Raw genomic sequence first — 19608 nt, 5'->3', positions numbered from 1 at the left:
ACTTATTGGTACTTGATGTCCGAGTCGTAGCTGCTGCCGCCAGGGCGACCATCCTTGCCCAGGCTGATCAGATCGAACGGCTGACCATCGCCCGGCGCGCGGTACTCGATGGTGTGGCCCCACGGGTCGTTGAGTTCCGCCGGCTTGGCGTACGGGCCCAGCCAACCGCTGCTGCCGCCGGGCTGGGTGACCAGGTCATCGAGCTTGCTCGGCAGCTTGCCGGTGTCGAGCTGGAAGTTTTCGATCTTGCCGGCCAGGGTCTGGATCTGCGACTTGGCCAGATTGGCCTTGCCGCGATCGGCGCCACCAAGCACGCGGCTGCCGACCAAGGTGAGCACCGCGCCGATCAGCACGATGACGATGATGATTTCCAGCAAGCTCATGCCGGCCTGGCCTGCGCGCGACGGACTACGGGTGATGGAACGCTTGATCATGAACGATTTCCTTGCACGTCGATGAAGGATGCTGCCGCTAGATGACACAGCGGCGATTGCATTGGTTCCCGCGTAGGTGTCGTGCGGTCACCGGAACGTTGTTGTGAAGACGCCGCCCGATTGAAAGCGCTGCGTACGGTTAAGCGAGTGTACGAGCGATGCGTGCCGATGCCGAGTCCCGCTTGCGCCCGCCTGACAGCGGCGCAGTCGCGTTGTCCACCGCTCTCAGCCGATCGCATTGGTGAGGTCATACAGCGGCACCAGCACCGAAATGATGACAAGCCCCACCACCGACGCCAGGACCAGCGTAATCAGCGGCACCAATGCAGCCAGCGCACGGTCGATGGCTTGCGCGGTTTCCAGCTCGAACGTATCGGCGGTCTTGAGCAACATCGTGTCCAACGCGCCGGATTCTTCGCCCACCTGGATCATCTGCAAGGCCAGCCGCGGAAAGCGCTTGCCGCGCGCCAGCGATATCGCCAGGCCATGCCCGTTCTTGACATCGTCGGCAGCGTTGGCCACGTCCTCGACCAACGCCAGATTGGACATCACGTTGCGCGCGATGCCGATCGCCGCCAGCAACGGTACGCCGTTGCGCAACAAGGTGCCCAAGGTGCGCGTCAGCCGTGCGGTTTCCAGCCGCGCAATCAGGCTGCCGACCACTTTTTGCCGCAGCAGCCATTCGTCCAGCGCTGCACGGAAAGCGGCGTTGCGCCGCTTGCGATCCAGCCACAGCCCGAGCACACCCGGCACCACGATCAGCACCAGCCACCAGTCGCGCACCAGCAAGCCCACGCTCAACACCGCCTGGGTGAACCACGGCAACGCGACATCCAGGCTTTCGTACATCTGCGCAAATTGCGGCACCACGTAACCCAGCAGAAACAACAGCGCGCAACCGACCACCGCCAGCAGGATCGCCGGATAGATCAAGGCGTTGATTACCTTGCCCTTGAGCGCGCGGCTGCGCTCCAGGTAATCGGCCAACCGTTGCAAGGTGTCCTGCATGCTACCGCCGGCTTCGCCGGCACGCACCATGTTGATGTACAGCTTGGAGAACAGCCCGTGCTGGCGTTCCAACGCGGACGACAGCGGCGCACCGCCGCGCACGGTGTCGCGGATGTCGCCGATGACGCGTCGGCTTTTTTCGTCTTCCGGCAAATCCATCAGGATCGACAACGCGCGATCCAACGGTTGCCCGGCGCCGATCAAGGTGGCCAGCTGCTGGGTGAATTGCACCAGCGCGGCATTGTCGAACGGCTTCTTGCGCAGCAGCATGCGCAGCGACGGCGAATCGCTTTCCCCGGTGGCCAGCCGCGTTTCTACCGGCAGATGGCCCTGTTCCTGCAGACGCAGCGCCACCTCGGCATCGCTGCCCGCTTCCATCTGGCCGTCGAGCATTTCGCCGTGGGCGTCGAGCGCTTTGTAGCGGTAGAGAGGCATCAGGAACGGCCGGGGCCGGGGGCCCGGGACAGGGGACCCGGGGAAAGCGGCGTACCGCAGCACTGGAATCCAGCAGCACGTCGGTCGGCGCATACGACAGCGACGACCAAGCACTTGCCTTGGCTGTTCCCGGGTCCCCGGCCCCGGGTCCCCGGTCCCGACCACCCGGTCACTTCACCGATCACGCATCCTCCGTCACGCGCAGGACTTCTTCGATGGTGGTTTCGCCGCGCAAGGCCTTGGACAGGCCGTCTTCGTACATGGTGCGCATGCCGGCCTGGCGGGCGAGTTGTTCGATCTCGCCCATGCCGGCACGGCGCATCACCGCGCGCCGCAATTCGTCGTTCATCACCAGGAATTCGACGATGGTGGTACGGCCCAGATAGCCGGTCGGCGCGGCCGCCGAGGCACGCGGGCGATACAGGAAGATCTCGCCCTCCGGCTGCAGGCGGCGCAGGTTGAAGCGTTCGATTTCTTCCGGCGATGCCAGGTAGCGTTCGGCGTTGGCCAGGTCGAGTTTGCGCACCAGGCGCTGCGCCAGAATGCCGTTGATGGTGGAGGTGAGCAGGTAATCCTCCACGCCCATGTCAAGCAAACGGGTGATGCCGCCGGCAGCGTTGTTGGTGTGCAGCGTGGACAGCACCAGATGGCCGGTGAGCGCAGACTGGATCGCGATGCGCGCGGTTTCCAGATCGCGCATTTCGCCGATCATGATGATGTCCGGGTCCTGACGCACGATGCTGCGCAGCGCATTGGCAAAATCCAGGCCGATCTGCGGCTTGGCCTGGATCTGGTTGATGCCTTCGATCTGGTATTCCACCGGGTCTTCGACGGTGATGATCTTGACGTCGGAGGTATTGAGCTGGCTCAGCGCGGTGTACAGCGTGGTGGTCTTGCCCGAGCCGGTGGGGCCGGTGACCAGCATGATGCCGTGCGGTTGCTCCAGCACCTTGCGGAACTGCGGCAGAAAGTCTTCGGTAAAGCCCAGCTTGTAGAAGTCGAACACCACCGTTTCACGATCGAGCAAACGCATCACCACGCTTTCGCCGTGCGCGGTGGGCACGGTGCTGACGCGCAGGTCCAGCTCCTTGCCCTGCACGCGCAACATGATGCGGCCGTCCTGCGGCAGGCGGCGCTCGGCGATATTGAGCTTGGCCATGATCTTGATGCGGCTGATCACCGCGGCGGTGAGTTTGGCCGGCGGGCTTTCGCCTTCCACCAGCACGCCATCGACGCGGTAACGCACCTTGAGGCGGCTTTCGAATGGTTCGATATGGATGTCCGATGCGCGCAATTCCACCGCATGCTGGATCACCAGATTGACCAGGCGAATCACTGGCGCTTCAGAGGCCAGATCGCGCAGCGCTTCGATGTCGTCGCTGCTGTTGGCATCGCCATCGGCGGTCTCGACGATGGTGCCCATCGCACTGCGGCCCTGGCCATACCAACGCTCGATCAGATCGTCGATTTCCGAGCGCAGGCCAACCTGCAGGAACAACGCGGAGCCGGTGGCAAGACGCACTGCATCGATGGCGTAATCGTCGTATGGATCGGCGATCCACAGATCCAGCCGGCCATCGCGTTCGCCCACCGGGCACAGATGAAATTGTTTGAGAAAGCGCAGCGACAGGCCCTGCACGTCGGGCAGCATTTCCGGTGGGGTATCGCCGAGTTGGCGTGCATCCACCAACGGCAGGCCGAGCACATCGGCGCATGTCTCTGCATGATCGCGTTCGGACACCAGGCCCAGACGGCCGAGCAGGGCCAGCAAGCCCATGCCGGATTCGGCCTGCAACTGGCGTGCGCGCAGCAGGTCGGAGTCCTTCAGACGACGGCGTTCAAGCAACGCTTCGACGATGCGCGTTTCCGCACTTCGATGCTCAATTGGATCGACGGCAACCGCGTTCACACTCGTCTCCACTGGTCCGGCGCCGACTGTAGCAGTTTGCCGCGACGATCAACCGCACACATCTGAATCGTCCTGAAAAACAATGCCCCCGGTGATTGGCCGGGGGCATTGGTCACACTATTTCACTACTTACTGTCGTGCAACGAGGGTCAGCTTCGCGTAATCGGATGCACCGACCAACTTGATGTAGTAAGTGCCTGCCTTCGGGGCCGTGAAGCGGACGGTTTCGCTGTTGCCCGGACGCGTGGACTTGGCATCGAAACTGGTGGCGCTGGGCTCGGCTTCATAGCTGACGTACACCGACACATCGCCGGTACCGCCGTAGGTCATGAAGCTCAGCACCGCACCGGCCTTGGCTTCGAAGCTGTACAGCGTGGAGCTGCCGTAGGCGCCGCTCAGGCCGGCCACCGGCGCCTTGTTGGTCAGCGCGATAGCAGTCGGTGCGCAGCTCTCGGTGGCCGGATCGCACGGCTCCACCAACACTGCTTCCAGCGCAGCCTTGGCGTCGACGATGCCGCTGCCGATCGGGGTGCTGGCCGGCGGGGTCACCGGGAAGCGGCGGCTGGTCTGCTTGAGTAACGCTTCGACCGCAGCCGGGGTCAGCGGGCCGTCGCCCAGACCGATCGCCGCGCTCTGCACCAGCGCCACGACGCCAGCCACATGCGGGGACGCCATCGAGGTTCCGCCCATGCCCATGTAGCTATAGCTACCGGAGGTCGGCGTGGTCGCACCGTCGTAGCCGGCCTGCCAGATATAGCCGCCCGGATTGCCGTCCACGCTGCCGCCGCCGCCCGGGCCGGACAAATCGACCTTGCTGCCGTAGTTGGAGTAGTAGGTGATGCCGCCGGTGATGCGGGTGGCACCGACGGTGATGGTGTTGTTGCAGCTGGCCGGCGAATGGTTGGCCGCGTCATCGCCATCGTTGCCGGCAGCGACCACCACGGTGGTGCCGCGCGCCACCGCACCGTTGATCGCCAGCTGGGTGGCCGAATCGCAAGCCCCACCGCCGCCCAGGCTCATGTTGATCACTTCGGCCGGGTTGGTGTTGGCGGGGACGCCTTCGACCGCGCCGCCGGATGCCCACACGATGGCGTCGGCGATGTCGGAGGTATAACCGCCGCAACGGCCGAGCACGCGCACCGGCAGGATGGTCGACTTGGGTGCGACGCCGGCCATGCCGATGCCGTTATTGGTCGCTTCGGCCACGGTGCCCGAGACATGGGTGCCGTGCCAGGAGCTTTCCTGCGCCACCGAGCCGGTGTAGCAGACGTTGTCGGCTTCTTCCCAGTCGCCGTAATCCAGTGCGCCGGGGACGCGGGCATCGGTCGGACGACGCGAGACTTCGGCATCGGTGATGAAGTCATAGCCCTGCAGCAGATTGCCGGCAAAATCCGGATGGCCCGGCAGGATGCCGGTGTCCAGCACCGCCACCACCACGCCAGCGCCTTGCGACAGATCCCATGCGCCCGGCGCATTGATACCGCCGTTGGGGTTGCTCAGGTGCCACTGGTACTGCGCATACAGCGGGTCGTTGGGAACCAGCTGCGGGCTCACATCGGTGGCCGCAACGCTTTTCTTGATCTCGACCGGACGCAGCATGCGATCGATCTGCACGTCGGCCACGGACGGATCGTTCTTCAGCTCGACCACCACCTTGTCCACCTGCGCGGCGGTCAGCGTGCTGGACAGCTTGATCAGGTCCGAGCCGATACCGAGCTTGCGCACATACGTCGCCTTGGCGGCGGCTGCGCTGCTACGTGCGCCGGTACTGGCGCCGACGCGGCCGACCGCGGCCTGCACGGCATTGAGCTTGCTGCTGCGATTGGTCGCAGCGGCAGTGTTGTCCTTGTAGCGCACGATCAGGCGGCTACTGAATTGGGCGCCGGCCGAAGCGGACTGGGTCGGTTCCTTGACCAGCAGTTTCGGTGCGGCAGCCAGGGTGCCGGATGCACCAAGGGCCATCATCAGGATGGCGCCGGTCAGCGGGGTGAGGCGGAAGGTCTTGTCGATCACGGTGAAATCCTCTTCGTGTTTTTCGTGAATCAGGCTTGGAACGGCGTCGACAACGCCGCGCAGCCGTGAACCGGCCTGCGGCAGTTGATCGATCGCTCCTGGTACGGCCATCACTCCATGCGAATCCGTTGGCTGGCCTAGCCACGGTCCTTGCCCGCCCCCTCAGGCCTTACCGCGGCGGCGCACATCGGCGCCGCCGCGTTTGATGCAACTGCGCACGCTGTTGCTAAGGGTTACCAGCCGAAACCGGCACCCACGCCGATCGAGCTGTCGTCGCCGCTCAGCGCACCGCCCACGGTCAACGTGGCGCGCGGACTGATCGCACGCTGGTAGCCCACCGACAACGCCGACTCGCCGTTCTGGAAACCGACACCGGCACCGACGCGGTTCTGCGAGGCGATACCGGCCACGCTGGCGGACATGTTCAACATCGCCGAGCTCATCGCGCCCTGACGATCCAGGCGACGGTTCTGCCGACGCAGGCGGTCTTCGATATCGCCCTGATAGCTTTCGAAGCTGTCGGCCATCGCGCTGTAACGGCTGTCGGTGTAGCTGTTGGCCGCGGCCACGCCGCTGTCCAACTGGCCCTTGTTCACCGCATCGGTGGCACGCGTACCGGCGGCCACATTGGCCACCTGGCGCTCGCCGCCAACGCTACCGACCGACACCGTGTTGGCGCGGTCGGCCACCGAGCCCTGGCCCAGTGCGACGGCACCCTGTGCACTGGCACGCGCGCCCTGGCCGATCGCGGTAGCGGACGCCGCGCTGACCTGCGCACCCTCGCCCATCGCCACCGCGTTGGTGGCCACGGCCGCAATCTGCGTGTTGGCACCCACCGCGGTGCTGCCGTCGGCATTGACGCGCGCATTGCTGCCGATGGCGGTGTCGTTGGGGCCGTGCGCGTAAGCGCTGCCACCAATCGCCGTGCCGGTGACGTGGTTAGCCACTGCCGCCGTGCCCACCGCCGTCGAGGTTGCCGCCGGGGTGATGCTGCCGACCACGGCTGCGGTTGGGGTGCCTTGCACGCCGGCAGTTGCGCTGGCGGTGTCCGTGCTGACGTTGCTTGCCGCATCGCTCGCAACAGCTGTAGCCACAGCCGGCACCGCGGCGGTACGCAGCGACACGCTACGTGCTGCCGTGCTGGCCGTTGCGGTGCCACCACGTGCATCCAGTTCGGTGACCTTGGTATCCAGCGCGGTCAATGCCGCGCCCACGTTGTTGTAGCTGGCGCCCTGAATCACGTAGGTCGGCGCAACGAACACGCCTTGCGCGCCGATCGCCGCACCGCCACCAAGGAAGCTGGCGGCATTGCTGAGCGACTGGAACAACTGACCGCCGTTGATGGCATCGGTGCTGGCATCGGCAATCGCGCCCGCGCCCACGTTGACGATGCGACGCGTTGCCGGACCACCGCGGCCATTGCCGCTACCCACCGACACCGTATTGGCCTCGTAGGTACGCGAACCCGAGCCCAACGCCACCGAATCGGCGCCGGTTGCACCGGCATTGGCGCCCAACGCCACGCTGTTGACCGCACTCTGGCGGACGAAGGAGTTGTAGCCCAGCGCCACGCTCTTTTCGCCGATGGCATTGGTCTGTTGACCCATCGCGGTGCTGTTCATGCCGCTGGCGCTGCTGTCCACGCCCACCGCACTGGCACCAGTGCCGGCGGCGCTGCTGCCGGAAGCAATGGCGACACTGCGTGCGCCACTGGCAGTGGCACCCGCACCTGCGGCGGTCGCGCGATCACCGGTTGCCACGGCTACGCCGGTGCCGGTGGTCTTGACCATGCCGCTGGTGGTCTGCACATCGGCCGCCAATGCATCCAGCTGCCCCTTGTTGACGGCATCGCTGGCGGTCTGGCCGTCGCTGACGTTGACGATGCGACGCGTTGCCGGACCACCGCGACCATTGCCGCTACCCACCGACACCGTATTGGCGTCGTAGGTGCGCGAGCCCGAGCCCAAGGCGACCGAATCGGCACCGCTGGCACCGGCATTCGCACCCAGGGCCACCGCATTGCTGCCGCTTTCGCGCACGAAGGAGTTGTAGCCCAGCGCCACACCATTTTCGCCGATGGAATTGGTCTGACGGCCCATCGCGGTGCTGTTCACGCCGCTGGCGCTGCTGTCCACACCCATCGCGCTGGCACCGGTCGCCGACGCGCTGCTGCCGGAGGCAATGGCAACACTGCGTGCACCCGTGGCAACAGCACCGGAGCCGGCAGCCGTGCTGCGCTCGCCGGTTGCGGCGGCCACCGCATCGCCGGTGGTCTTGAACTTGCTGCTGGTGGTCTGCACATCGGCCGACACCGCATCCAGCTGGCCCTTGTTGACCGCATCGGTCGCGGTCTGGCCATCGCTGACATTGACGATACGACGCGTCGCCGGACCACCGCGGCCGTTGCCGCTGCCGATCGACACCGTGTCGGCTTCATAGGTACGCGAACCCGAGCCCAATGCCACCGAATCGGCACCGGTGGCGCCGGCGTTGGCGCCCAGCGCCACACCGTTGACCGCGCTCTGGCGGACGAACGAGTTGTAGCCCACGGAGACCGCGTTTTCGCCGATCACATTGACCTGACGACCGACACCGGTGCTGTTGACGCCGGTGGCCGACGCATCCACGCCGATCACGCTGGCGCCGACCGCATCGGCGCGGCTATTGCCACCCAGTGCCAGCGTGTTGTTGGCTAACGCCGCAGCGCTTTGGCCTAGCGCGGTGGCATTGGTGCCGTCCGCATACGAGTTCCAGCCGATCGCGGTGGTGTAGTCCGCGGTTGCCCACGCACCCGCACCGAAGGCGGCCGCGCCGGTTCCCGAGGCACGCGCCGGGATGAAGCCGAAGAACGTGCTGCCACCGACCGCAACGCTTTCGTCGCCGGTGGCTTCGCTGAACTCACCCACGGCCACCGCGCTGGCGCCGGAGGCCAGCGATGCCGCACCGACGGCGGTGCTGTAATCGCTGGACGCCACCGCGCCGTAACCCAGTGCCGACGACAGCCGGCCGCTGGATTCGCTGTAGCCGCCAAATGCCGCGCTGCCGACGTTGGACGCCGCGCTGCGGAAGCCCGCAGCGGTGGCCTGGTTGTCGGATGCCACTGCCTCGCTGCCGAGCGCAGTGGTGTAGGTGGAGCTTGCCTGCGCGCCAGCGCCATTTGCGGTGGCGCCGATAGCGCTGGCCTGCGCATTGCTGCCGAATGCGCTGCTGTTTTCGGCCAACGCCTGCGCGTTGCTGCCGACCGCTGCGGCACTGGTGCCGCTCGCCAGCGCATTCAAGCCGACTGCGGTAGCCGCATCGGCCACTGCCTGCGCACCCGCGCCCAATGCGGTGGTGCCGGCGCCGGTGGCGTTGGCGCCCTCGCCTGCAGCCAATGCGTTATCGCCTTCGACGTACGCACCGGCATCGCTGTCGTCGCTGCCGCTGGCCTGGAAATACTTGCTGGTGGTTGCACTGGCTTCGGCAACTGCGTTGAGCTGATCCAGATTCACCGCATCGGTGCCCTGGGTGCCGGCCGCCACGTTGGTGATCTGACGCTCGTTGCCGGCGCTGCCGACCGACACCGCAAAGTCGCGATCAGCGACCGAATCGGCGCCCAATGCCACGCTGCTTTCGCCGGTGGATTCGGCAAAGTTGCCCAGCGCGGTGCTGTTGAGACCCGGTGCCCACGCGGCACCACCCACGGCGGTGGAGAAATCGCCGGAAGCTTCGGTCGGCAACAGGCCGAGCAAGGCGCCGCCAACCGACACGCTGTTGTAACCGCTGGCCACACTGCCCTGACCGGCTGCAACGCTGTAGGCGCCAGTGGCGGTGGCATCGCTGCCGACGGCGAGCGTGTTGGAGCCGCTGGCGGTGCTGAAGTTACCCAACGCAGTGCTGTTGAAACCGCTCGCGGTGGAGTACCCACCAACGGCGGTGGCGTAATTGGCCGTCGCCTGTGCGCCGAAGCCCAGTGCTGCGGCGGTGGTGCCGTCGGCGACGCTTTCTGCGCCGATTGCCGTGGCCGATTCGCCGCTGGCGCTGGCGAAGTAGCCCATCGCGGTGGATTCGCTGCCCTGTGCCTCGCTCAGCGCACCGACCGCCAGCGAGCCATCGCCATATGCGCCTGCCGCTGCACCGAGCGCGGTGCTCTGCGCGCCGGCTGCTTCGCTCTCGCCACCCACGGCCACGGCATAGTCGCCGCTGGCCTGGCTGAAGGCGCCGTTGGACACGCTGCCGAAGCCGCTGGCTGCTGCGTTGTAACCGGCGGCACTGGCGTACTGCGCCGTTGCGCTGGCGCCGCTGCCGATAGCCACTGCACCGATCGCGGTGGCATTGCTGCTGCCGCCGAACGCGCTGCTGTAATCGCCTTCGGCAGTGGCATTGGAACCGGCCGCCGTTGCATCTTCGCCCTGTGCGACGGCAGTGCCGTCGCCGGTGCCTGCATACAGGCGCGCGGTGGTTTCGGCGGTGCCGGCCACTGCGTTGAGCTGATCCAGATTCACCGCATCGGTGCCTTCGGTACCGGCAGCGACATTGGTGATCTGACGTTCGCCGCCAACGGTACCCACGGAAACCGTGTTGGCGCGATCGGCAACAGCGTTCACGCCAAGCGCAACGCTGTTGTTCACCGCAACTTGCGCACCATCGCCGATCGCAACGCTATCGGTGCCTTCGACGAAGGTGTTGGCACCCAGCGCAAGCGAACGATCGCCGTAAGCATTGGCCTGCGAGCCAATCGCAACTGCACGATTGCCGCCGGTGAACGTGGTATCGCCGATGGCAACCGAAGCATCGCCACCTGCGGCCGAGGCGATGCCAACTGCCACGCTGCCTGTGCCATACGCGGTGCTTTCCGCACCGATCGCGGTGCTGGTGTCGCCGAACGCAACGCTGGCAAACCCCAGCGCCGTGGATTCAAGCCCGTTGCCGATGCTTTCGAAACCGACCGCAGTCGCACCGCGGCCGAAGGCCACGCTGGTGCTGCCAAGTGCGGTGCCGTAGAAGCCCGACGCGGTGCTGTCTGCGCCCAGCGCAGTGGCATAACGGTCGCTGGCGATGCTGTTGAAACCTACCGCCGTGGCGTTGTTGAAGTTCGCAACTGCACCGCTGCCCACGGCAGTGGTATTGATGTCCGATGCAATGCTGCTGGAACCCAGCGCAGTGCTGTAATCGGCAAGCGCCGACGCATTGGAACCTGCCGCGACGCTGTCCACGCCTTCGGCAACTGCAGCGCCCTCACCGGTGGCGACGAACGTGCGCGCGGTGGTGGCGGCGACATCGGAGACGGCGGTGAGCTGGCCGAGATTCACCGCATCGGTGGCTTCGGTACCGGCAGCGACGCTGGTGATCTGACGCTCTGCGCCGGCCGCGCCGACCGACACGGTGTCGGCGCGCGTGGCGACCGAATTGGCGCCCAGCGCCACCGAGTTGGCGCCGCGTGCGGTGCTGTAATAGCCCAGCGCCGTGCTCAGCTCACCGCTGGCCCACGATTCCGGACCGACCGCGGTTGCGCCTTCGCCCGGTGCGTAGGCGAAGTAACCCACTGCCGTGGCTTCGGTGCCCGACGCCTCGCTCAACGTGCCGACAGCGGTGGTGTAGGTGCCCGATGCGATCGCACCGGCGCCGAGCGCAGTGGACGCGTCGCCACTGGCCTGGGTCTGCACGAAGAAGCCCAGTCCGGGAATCAGATCCACCGGGCCGCCCACGGCAGTGCTGCTGGTGCCGCTGGCGCTGGTCTGGGTGCCGACGGCAGTGGCGTAATCGCCACCGGCGTTGGCTACTGCACCGAATGCCGATGCCTGCGCACCGGCGGCATACGCGCCGACGCCGAACGAGGACGCCGCGAAACCGTCTGCATTGGCGCTGGCGCCGACCGCAGTTCCGCCAACGCCTGCGCTGGTGGCACCGGTGGTGACCGGCACACCGCCATTGGTGATCAACGGCTGGCCATCTTCGTTGACCGCAGCGCCGCCCACGGCCACGCTGGCCGGGCCATTGGCCTGCGCGTTATGGCCGAACGCTGCGCTGTTCTGGCCGGAGGCCAGTGCATTGGCGCCCACGGCCGTCGCGTTCTCGGCGATGGCATTGGCGCCGGTGCCGAGCGCGGTGGTGGCGGTACCGATCGCATTGGCGGCATCGCCTGCGGCCAGTGCGCTATCGCCTTCGACATAGGCGCCGACGCTGTCGTCGCCCGGGCTTGCCTTGAAGAACAGCGCGGTGCCTTCGGCCACATCGGCCACGTCGCGCAGCTGCGCCACGTTGACCGCATCGGTGGCGTTGATGCCGGCACCGACGTTGGTGATGCGACGCGTTGCCGGGCCGCCGCGACCATTGCCGCTACCGACCGACACCACGTCGTCTTCGTAGGTGCGCGAGCCTGCGCCCAGCGCCACCGAATTGGCACCGGTAACACCGGCATTGGCGCCCAGCGCCACGCCGTTTTCGCCGGCCTGGCGCACGAAACTGTTGTAGCCGATGGCCACCGCGTTTTCGCCGATGGCGTTGGTCTGGCGACCGATCGCGCTGCTATTCACACCGCTGGCGCTGCTGTCGGCACCGGTGGCGACTGCGCCGGTGGCGCTGGCGGTGCTGCCGGCACCGATGGCGGTCGCCTTGGCGGCAGGTGCGGAGGCACCGCGGCCGACTTCGACCGATTGCGCGCTGGCGGGCAGTGGCGTGATGAATCCGGCGCCGCCGAGCGCCAGGGTGATGGCGGCGGCCAATGCCAGGCTTTGGCGGCGGTCGATGAGCGAGGCTGGAGCAACGGCTCCGGTGCTGTCACCGGTGGCCAATTCCGAGGCCACGGCCCACACACCCAATGACTTGTTCCAGACCTTGCGATAAATCCGATTCATCGACGCACGACTCCTGAGTTGTTGGGACTGGTTTTTGGCGAGCGCCCACCCTCGGAAGGCCTTTCGGCCACGCGATTCCCCGTGGTTGTGCGCGCTATGGGCCTTGCGGCGGTGGGCGGCTCGCGCCTGCACCCTGGATAGTCAAAAAATGAACGCTACCCAACAATAGAACTGCGCAAAGTGTTAACAGCCGCCAAATCAGGCGTCAAGTTTTTGACAGAAAGCGAAGATAAGAGTGCTTTTCGTCACACTTCTGCTTGCTTTTATTAGATTTTTGATAATTCTTTGGAAAACAGCGACCTAGATCATGTCCCTCAAGACATTTGAAGGCTGAATAGCCATGTCCGTTGCGGACAAAAAAACCCCACTGGCGAGACGCCAGCGGGCTTGGTTGCGCAAAAACGCCGCAGGAATAGGTCAGTTGGCGGGTCAGCGTCTCGGGTGTCGGCACTGTCGCCTGGACGGCCCGCCAACATCGGCGCCAGATGCAGGCGCGCCAAGGAAATGACGATCACCCGGGCATCGGTGCCCGGCGTCGACGCATTGGCGCGCCAACCGGCTCACGCCATCGAAGCTGGCACCTCAAGCTTGAGTACGCAGGTACCTGTACGCGGCGCGGCGAAGCGCCCCGTCTGGCTGGTGCCGCTGCGCATGGAGACGGCATCGTTATCCTCGACGACGGGCACGCGGCACGCTGCCACGTATAGCGATGCCTGTCCGCTGCCACCAAAGCATGGAGGCACGTCGTTGTCGTCTTCGGCCGGCATTGCCGCGTTGGACGAGAGCGTCGACTCCACCGCACTGGCAACCGAACCCATCGACGCGTCAGCGACAGCGACAGCGGAGAACTGCGCGCACAGATGTGACCATCGACCACGCCCTACGGCGTCGCCGGACTACGCGCCTGTGCCATTGCAGTGAATGTGATGGCACTGTAATGACCCATCGGTTTCTGCACAGGTCAGGTGGTTAATGTAGCGGCATAGGCTTGGTCAGGCGTCATCATCTTCAGTGCCTGATGCGGCCGCTGCCGGTTGTAGAACCCAATCCAGTCGCCAATGACGCGTAGGGCGTGGGCCAGGCTCTCGAACCGGTGCCGATGGACGCACTGTTCCTTGAGTGTTCGGATGACGCGCTCGACCATCCCGTTCTGCTGCGGACAGTGTGGCGTGATGAACTCCTGCTTGAGGCCGTAGCCGGCGACCAGGCGGGTGTAGTCGCGGCTGGTGAAGACCAGGCCATTGTCCGAGCGCAGCAGGAACGGCTCCTTGACCTTGCCCAGCGTGCCGAAGCGGGTGATCAGCGCCTGCTCCAAGGCCGCCACGGCGGTGCTGGCCCTGCCTGTGCGCGAGAGCTGCCAGCCCAGCAATTGCCGGGTATGGCAATCGATCACCAGGGCCAGGCTCAGCCAGCCGTCCTTGCCGCCCCAGACCCGACACAGATCGGTGGCCCAGCGTTGATTCGGCGCGCTGGCCACCGAGGGCAAGGCCTCGATCCGCGGTCGCTTGCCCACGGCCCGCTTGCGCACCTGCCAGCCCTTGATCTGAAAGATCCGCTGCACCGTGTTCTTGTTCATCCCCAACAGTCCGGCCACCGTCCGATACCCGAACGACGGCTCGGCCTCGATCATGGCTTCGATCGGTGCGGCCAGCTCCGGCTTCACCTTCGGCACTGCCTTGCGCGGCGTGTAGTACACGCTGCGCCGGGCCACACCGAACCAGCGGCACAGCTTGACCATCGAGACGTCGAACCCGTCCTCCTTCAGGCCCTGCTGGATCGAGACCATCAGCTCTCGTCCTTGCCCAGCAGGGCTGACAACTTTTTTCGGGCGCGCAGTTCCAGCATGGCCTCGCCGTAGGCTTCCTGCAGGTCCTTGAGCTGGCGTGCGTACTGCTCGCGCACGTCTTCTGGTTTGGCCCGCAGCGCGTTCTCCAGCCCGCGCTTACCTTCCTCGACCCAGCCTTCGATCTCATTGGGCGTCAGGTCGAATTGCCGGCTGGCCAAGGCCACCGTCGTCTTCCCCTGGATGATCTCCAGCACCAGCGCCGACTTGCGCCGGGCCGTCCAGCGCTTGATCTGTTCTTCGTCCATCACTGCACTCATCGATGTCTCCTCTGAAAACTAACACCTGAGCAGAGTTTCAGTGGGTCTTTACAAAGATGCAACGCTGGGTAAATTTATTGAACACCCGAATAACTAAATTCAGAGCGCATCACGCACGCAAAAAATATTTTGGTGCGAATAACTAACAAATCTTACATTTGCTTGAAGAAATCTTTATTTTTTTACGGAACCTAGCCGTGACTGCACAGCCAAGTCGGCATGATCAGGCGCGACACATTGTCGATCGCCGAGTTGCTGCACAACACACCGGCCGCGTTGCCGCGGCGCACCTCCCGGGACGCACGGATGGATCGACCAGGACGCGCCTGCAGCCTGCTAAAACATACGGATTACACACCTCTTTCAGCGACAGCATCGCCGCACCGCTGCATGGTGATGCGCGATGCAACCCAATCCCTCCAGACCGTCGCGCAGCCACCTTGCGACGCGGTGGTATCAGACCGGGGGCCTAAACGAAAACGGCCGTGTGCATCGCTGCACACGGCCGTCAGGGAGACGCGTGACGCGCGCTTAGCGCACGCGGCTCCGGATCACCTCACTCAACCGCACCACACCCGCGCGTTACGGAACATGCGCAGCCACGGCGAGTCGTCGCCCCAGTCGGCCGGATGCCAACTCAGGTTTGCCGTGCGCGGCGTGCGCTCGGGATGCGGCATCAGGATGGTGGCGCGGCCATCGGTGCTGGTCAGCCCGGTGATGCCGTCCGGCGACCCGTTCGGGTTGAGCGGGTACTGCGATGCCACCGCGCCGTTGCCATCGATGAAACGCAGCGCCACGCGTGCGGCGGCCTGGTCCACGGCAGTGTCGAACTCCGCACGGCCTTCGCCATGCGCCACCGCCACCGGAATCCGCGAGCCCGCCATGCCGCGCAGGAAGATCGACGGCGACTCCACCACTTCCAGCAGCGCGGTGCGCGCTTCGAACTGCTCGCTGCGATTGCGCAGGAAACGCGGCCAATGCCCGGCGCCGGGAATGATGTCCTTGAGCTGGCTGAGCATCTGACAGCCGTTGCACACACCGAGCGCGAACGTATCGCTACGTGCGAAAAACGCGGCAAACGCATCGCGTAACGCGGTGCGCTCCAGGATCGAGGTGGCCCAGCCGCGGCCGGCGCCCAGCACATCGCCGTAGCTGAAACCGCCGCAGGCGGCGAAGCCGGAAAACTGCGCCAGATCCACGCGCCCTTCGATCAGGTCGCTCATGTGCACGTCGAATGCACTGAAGCCCGCACATTCGAAGTTGTAGGCCATTTCGATCTGCCCATTGACGCCCTGCTCGCGCAGGATCGCCACCTTGGGCCGCGCGCCGGTCGCCACGAACGGCGCGGCCACATCCTCGGACGGGTCGAACACCAACGTGGGACGCAGCCCAGGCGCCTGGAAATCGCGCGCCAGCGCGCGCTCTTCGTCGGCGCTGTCGGGGTTGTCGCGTAGCTTCTGCATGGCATGGGTCACCGACCACCACGCATCGAACAACTCCTCCCAACGCCATTCCGCCAGCACCCGCCCCTGCCCGCTCACCCGCACGCGCGGCGCGCCGGTGGGACGCGCGATACGCTGCGCGCACTCGGTCAGTGCATGGCGTTCGACCAGATCGGCAAACGCAGCGCGATCTTCGCTGGCGATCTGCACCACCGCACCGAGTTCTTCATTGAACAGGCTGCGGAACGCGTCGTCGCCCCAGGCATCCAGCGTGATATCCAGGCCCTGGCGCGAGGCAAAGGCCATCTCGCACAGCGCCGCAAACGCACCGCCATCGCTGCGATCGTGATACGCCAGCAACAGGCCGCTTTCGCGCGCATCGCGGATCAATTCGAAGAAACTACGCAGCCGTTGTGCGTCCTCCAGATCCGGCACGTCGCCGCCGAACGCCGGCAAGGCCGCATCGTCGGCATACACCTGCGCCAGCACCGACCCACCCAGGCGCTGCTTGCCGCCGCCCAGCCCGATCAACCACAGCTCGCTTTCTTCGTCGTTGCGCAACAACGGCGTCAGTTGCGTGCGCACATCGCCGACCGGTGCGAAGGCGCTGATGATCAGCGACACAGGTGAAACGCTTTTGTGGGTTTCACCGGGACCGGGGACCGGGGACCGGGGACCGGGGAAAGCGCCCTCTTCGGTGAGATCCAGCAAGGCGGCAGCTTGCTCTTCCCGGGTCCCCGGTCCCGGGTCCCCGGTCCCGGCCACAACCCACTGCGCCTGCATCGACAGCGAGTCCTTGCCCACCGGCACGCTCAGCTCCAGCGCCGGGCACAATTCCATGCCGATCGCACGTACCGCGTCGTACAGCAGCGCGTCTTCGCCAGCGTGGCCGGCGGCGGCCATCCAGTTGGCCGACAGCTTGATGCTGTCCAGCGACTGCACCGGAGCGGCACACAGATTGGTGATCGCCTCGCCCACCGCCATGCGCGCGGACGCGGCGGCGTTCAACAGCGCCAGCGGCGTGCGCTCGCCGATCGACATCGCCTCGCCGGAAAACGTCTCGAACCCGGCCAGGGTGATCGCGCAGTCGGCCAGCGGCAGCTGCCACGGGCCGATCATCTGTTCGCGCGCGGTCAAGCCACCCACGCTGCGGTCGCCGATGGTGACCAGAAAGCTCTTGGACGCGACTGTGGGATGCGCCAGCACGCGCAAACCGGCCTGCTGCAGATCCAGCGTTGCGGTCTGCAACACCGGCCACTGCGGCGCCGGCGGATGCACCGCATCGCGATGCATCTTCGGCGCCTTGCCGAAAAGCACGTCCATGGGGAGATTGATCGGGAGGTCGGGACCGGGGACCGGGGACCGGGGACCCGGAACAGCGCTGCCAAGTGCTGCATCAAACGTGCTCTGCGCGTTTGTGGCATCGCGCTCACGCTGTTGCACTTGCTCCTCACCGGTCCCCGGTCCCCGGTCCCCGGTCCCGCCATCCAGCGTCCCGTATCCCACCACCAGCCGCTCCTCGGCCGTAGCAACGCCGACGGCGGCAAACGGGCAGCGTTCGCGGGCGCAGATGGCAGCAAATTCCTGCAGACGCGCCTGCGGCACGCCCAGCACGTAGCGTTCCTGCGATTCGTTGCACCACAGTTCCAGCGGCGACAACGACGGGTCGTCGCTGAGCACGCGGCCCAGGTCGATGATGCCGCCCACGCCGGAGTCGTGCAGCAGTTCGGGAATCGCGTTGGACAGGCCGCCTGCACCCACGTCGTGGAACCAGCGGATCGGGTTGTCGATACCCAGCGCCACGCAGCGGTCGATGACCTCCTGGCAGCGGCGCTCCATTTCCGGGTTTTCGCGCTGCACGCTGGCAAAATCCAGCGCCTCGGCGCTGTCGCCGGCGGCCACCGAACTGGCCGCACCGCCGCCCAGGCCGATCAGCATCGCCGGGCCGCCCAGCACGATCACCGCATCGCCCGGCTGCAGGCGTAGCTTTTCGACCTGATTGCGATCGATCGCACCCAAGCCGCCGGCCAGCATGATCGGCTTGTCGTAAGCGCGGGTCAGGCCCGGGCCTTCGGCAAGTTCGAAGCTGCGGAAATACCCGAGCAGATTCGGCCGGCCGAATTCGTTGTTGAATGCGGCGCCGCCCAGCGGGCCGTCGAGCATGATGTCCAGGGCCGGAGCCATGCGCGGATTCAGCGCGCGCGGCGCTTCCCACGGCTGCGGCAGGGTCGGAATACGCAGGTGCGACACCGTGAAACCGGTCAGACCGGCCTTGGGCTTGCCGCCGCGGCCGGTGGCGCCTTCGTCGCGGATCTCGCCACCGGCACCGGTGGCCGCACCGGGAAACGGTGCGATCGCGGTCGGGTGATTATGTGTTTCCACCTTGATGGCGAATGCCGACGGCAGCACCGCTTCGCTGCGGTACTGGCCGGTGGCCGGATCCGGGCGATAGCGCGCGGCCGGCACGCCTTCCACCACCGCCGCATTGTCGCTGTAGGCCGACAAGGTGTTTTGCGGGGTCTGCTGGTGGGTGTGCTTGATCATGCGGAACAGCGAGCGTTCCTGCGGCTTGCCGTCGATGGTCCAGCTGGCGTTGAAGATCTTGTGCCGGCAGTGCTCGGAATTGGCCTGCGCAAACATCATCAACTCGACATCGGCCGGGTCGCGCCCAAGCTCGGCGAAGCGCTCGCGCAGGTAGTCGATCTCGTCCTGCGCCAGGGCCAGGCCGAGGTCACGGTTGGCCTGCTCCAGCCCATCCAGCGGCACGCGCTGCAGATGGCCCGGGTCGGGCACGTTGAACAGCGCCTCGGCGGCGGCCGCAGAACCAAGCAGCGATTGCGTCATCGGGTCGTGCAGCAGCTTGGCCACGGCGCCCCTGGTCGCTGCGTCGTCCGGCCAACCGACTAGATCGATGCGGGTGCCGCGCTCCACGCGCTGGATCGGCTGCCCGGCGCCGCGCACCAGTTCGGTGGCCTTGCTCGACCACGGCGACAGCGTGCCCAGACGCGGCACCACGTAGTGCGAGGACGCCTGTTCGTCGCGCGGCGCGGGGTCCGCTTGCGCCTGCAGGATCCGCTGCAAGGTGGCCGGATCGGGCGACTGCCCGGCCTCGGCGCGGATGAAATACACGTGCCAGGCGCCGGTGATGCGCAGCGCGGGGACGAGGGTTTGCAGGCGGGTTTCGAGCCGAGCGCGGCGGAACGGCGAAAGGGCGGAAGCGCCCTCGAGGACCATCATGTCCGGGGAACCGTGTCAGAAACGGGGCCGATCATTGTAGCGGAGGTTGGTCGGTGCAGGCCGGGATTGGGGATTGGGGATTGGAGGTCGGAGGTCGGCAATTAGCTTCGAGGTCGGAGGGGCTGCCTGGCATCGCGCCAGCCAGCCTCTGACCACTCTCTCCACACGGCAATCCCCCAAAACGACGAAGG

9 protein-coding genes are annotated in these 19608 nt (G+C 66.1%); all 9 read right to left on the bottom strand.

Annotation, left to right across the window (positions count from 1 at the left end):
- Positions 1-2: 2 nt before the first annotated feature.
- The 9 genes from gspG to purL all read right to left on the bottom strand — a co-directional run bounded on the left by gspG (position 3) and on the right by purL (position 19417).
- Complete coding sequence (gene gspG / locus ACCQ06_RS04335; protein WP_039426219.1) at positions 3-434, bottom strand: type II secretion system major pseudopilin GspG; 432 nt, start codon at positions 432-434, stop codon at positions 3-5.
- A 225-nt stretch (positions 435-659) separates the two neighbouring features.
- Positions 660-1877 (bottom strand): type II secretion system protein XpsF, encoded by a 1218-nt coding sequence (gene xpsF / locus ACCQ06_RS04330; RefSeq protein WP_104615779.1) that lies wholly within the window; start codon positions 1875-1877, stop codon positions 660-662.
- Positions 1878-2058: 181 nt separating this feature from the next.
- Positions 2059-3786 carry a type II secretion system ATPase GspE gene (gspE, locus tag ACCQ06_RS04325; protein ID WP_316690301.1) on the bottom strand — a complete coding sequence of 576 codons (1728 nt, stop codon included), beginning with the start codon at positions 3784-3786 and terminating at the stop codon, positions 2059-2061.
- A gap of 129 nt (positions 3787-3915) precedes the next feature.
- Entirely contained in the window at positions 3916-5799 is a 1884-nt protein-coding gene (locus ACCQ06_RS04320; protein ID WP_316692497.1) for a diffusible signal factor-regulated S8 family serine peptidase, read from the bottom strand.
- 233 nt (positions 5800-6032) lie between these two features.
- Positions 6033-12635 carry an ESPR-type extended signal peptide-containing protein gene (locus ACCQ06_RS04315; protein ID WP_316690300.1) on the bottom strand — a complete coding sequence of 2201 codons (6603 nt, stop codon included), beginning with the start codon at positions 12633-12635 and terminating at the stop codon, positions 6033-6035.
- Positions 12636-13195: 560 nt separating this feature from the next.
- The gene (locus ACCQ06_RS04310) at positions 13196-13453 is read right to left on the bottom strand and encodes a PPC domain-containing protein (RefSeq protein WP_372365119.1); all 258 of its coding nucleotides are present in this window, start codon (positions 13451-13453) and stop codon (positions 13196-13198) included.
- Positions 13454-13596: 143 nt separating this feature from the next.
- Positions 13597-14421, bottom strand: coding sequence for an IS3 family transposase (locus ACCQ06_RS04305; RefSeq protein ID WP_316685822.1), 825 nt, complete (start codon positions 14419-14421; stop codon positions 13597-13599).
- A complete protein-coding gene (locus ACCQ06_RS04300) occupies positions 14421-14738 on the bottom strand; it encodes a DUF1153 domain-containing protein (RefSeq protein WP_316685821.1) in 318 nt (105 codons plus the stop codon). The genes ACCQ06_RS04305 and ACCQ06_RS04300 overlap by 1 nt, the downstream gene beginning before the upstream one ends.
- 560 nt (positions 14739-15298) lie before the next feature.
- Positions 15299-19417 (bottom strand): phosphoribosylformylglycinamidine synthase, encoded by a 4119-nt coding sequence (gene purL / locus ACCQ06_RS04295; RefSeq protein WP_316690299.1) that lies wholly within the window; start codon positions 19415-19417, stop codon positions 15299-15301.
- Positions 19418-19608: the final 191 nt, after the last annotated feature.

Source organism: Xanthomonas sp. NCPPB 4467 (assembly GCF_041475665.2).
Taxonomy (GTDB): Bacteria; Pseudomonadota; Gammaproteobacteria; order Xanthomonadales; family Xanthomonadaceae; genus Xanthomonas; species Xanthomonas dyei.
The sequence above is the reverse complement of the archived record's forward strand: the minus strand, read 5'-3'. Positions and strand labels throughout refer to the sequence as shown.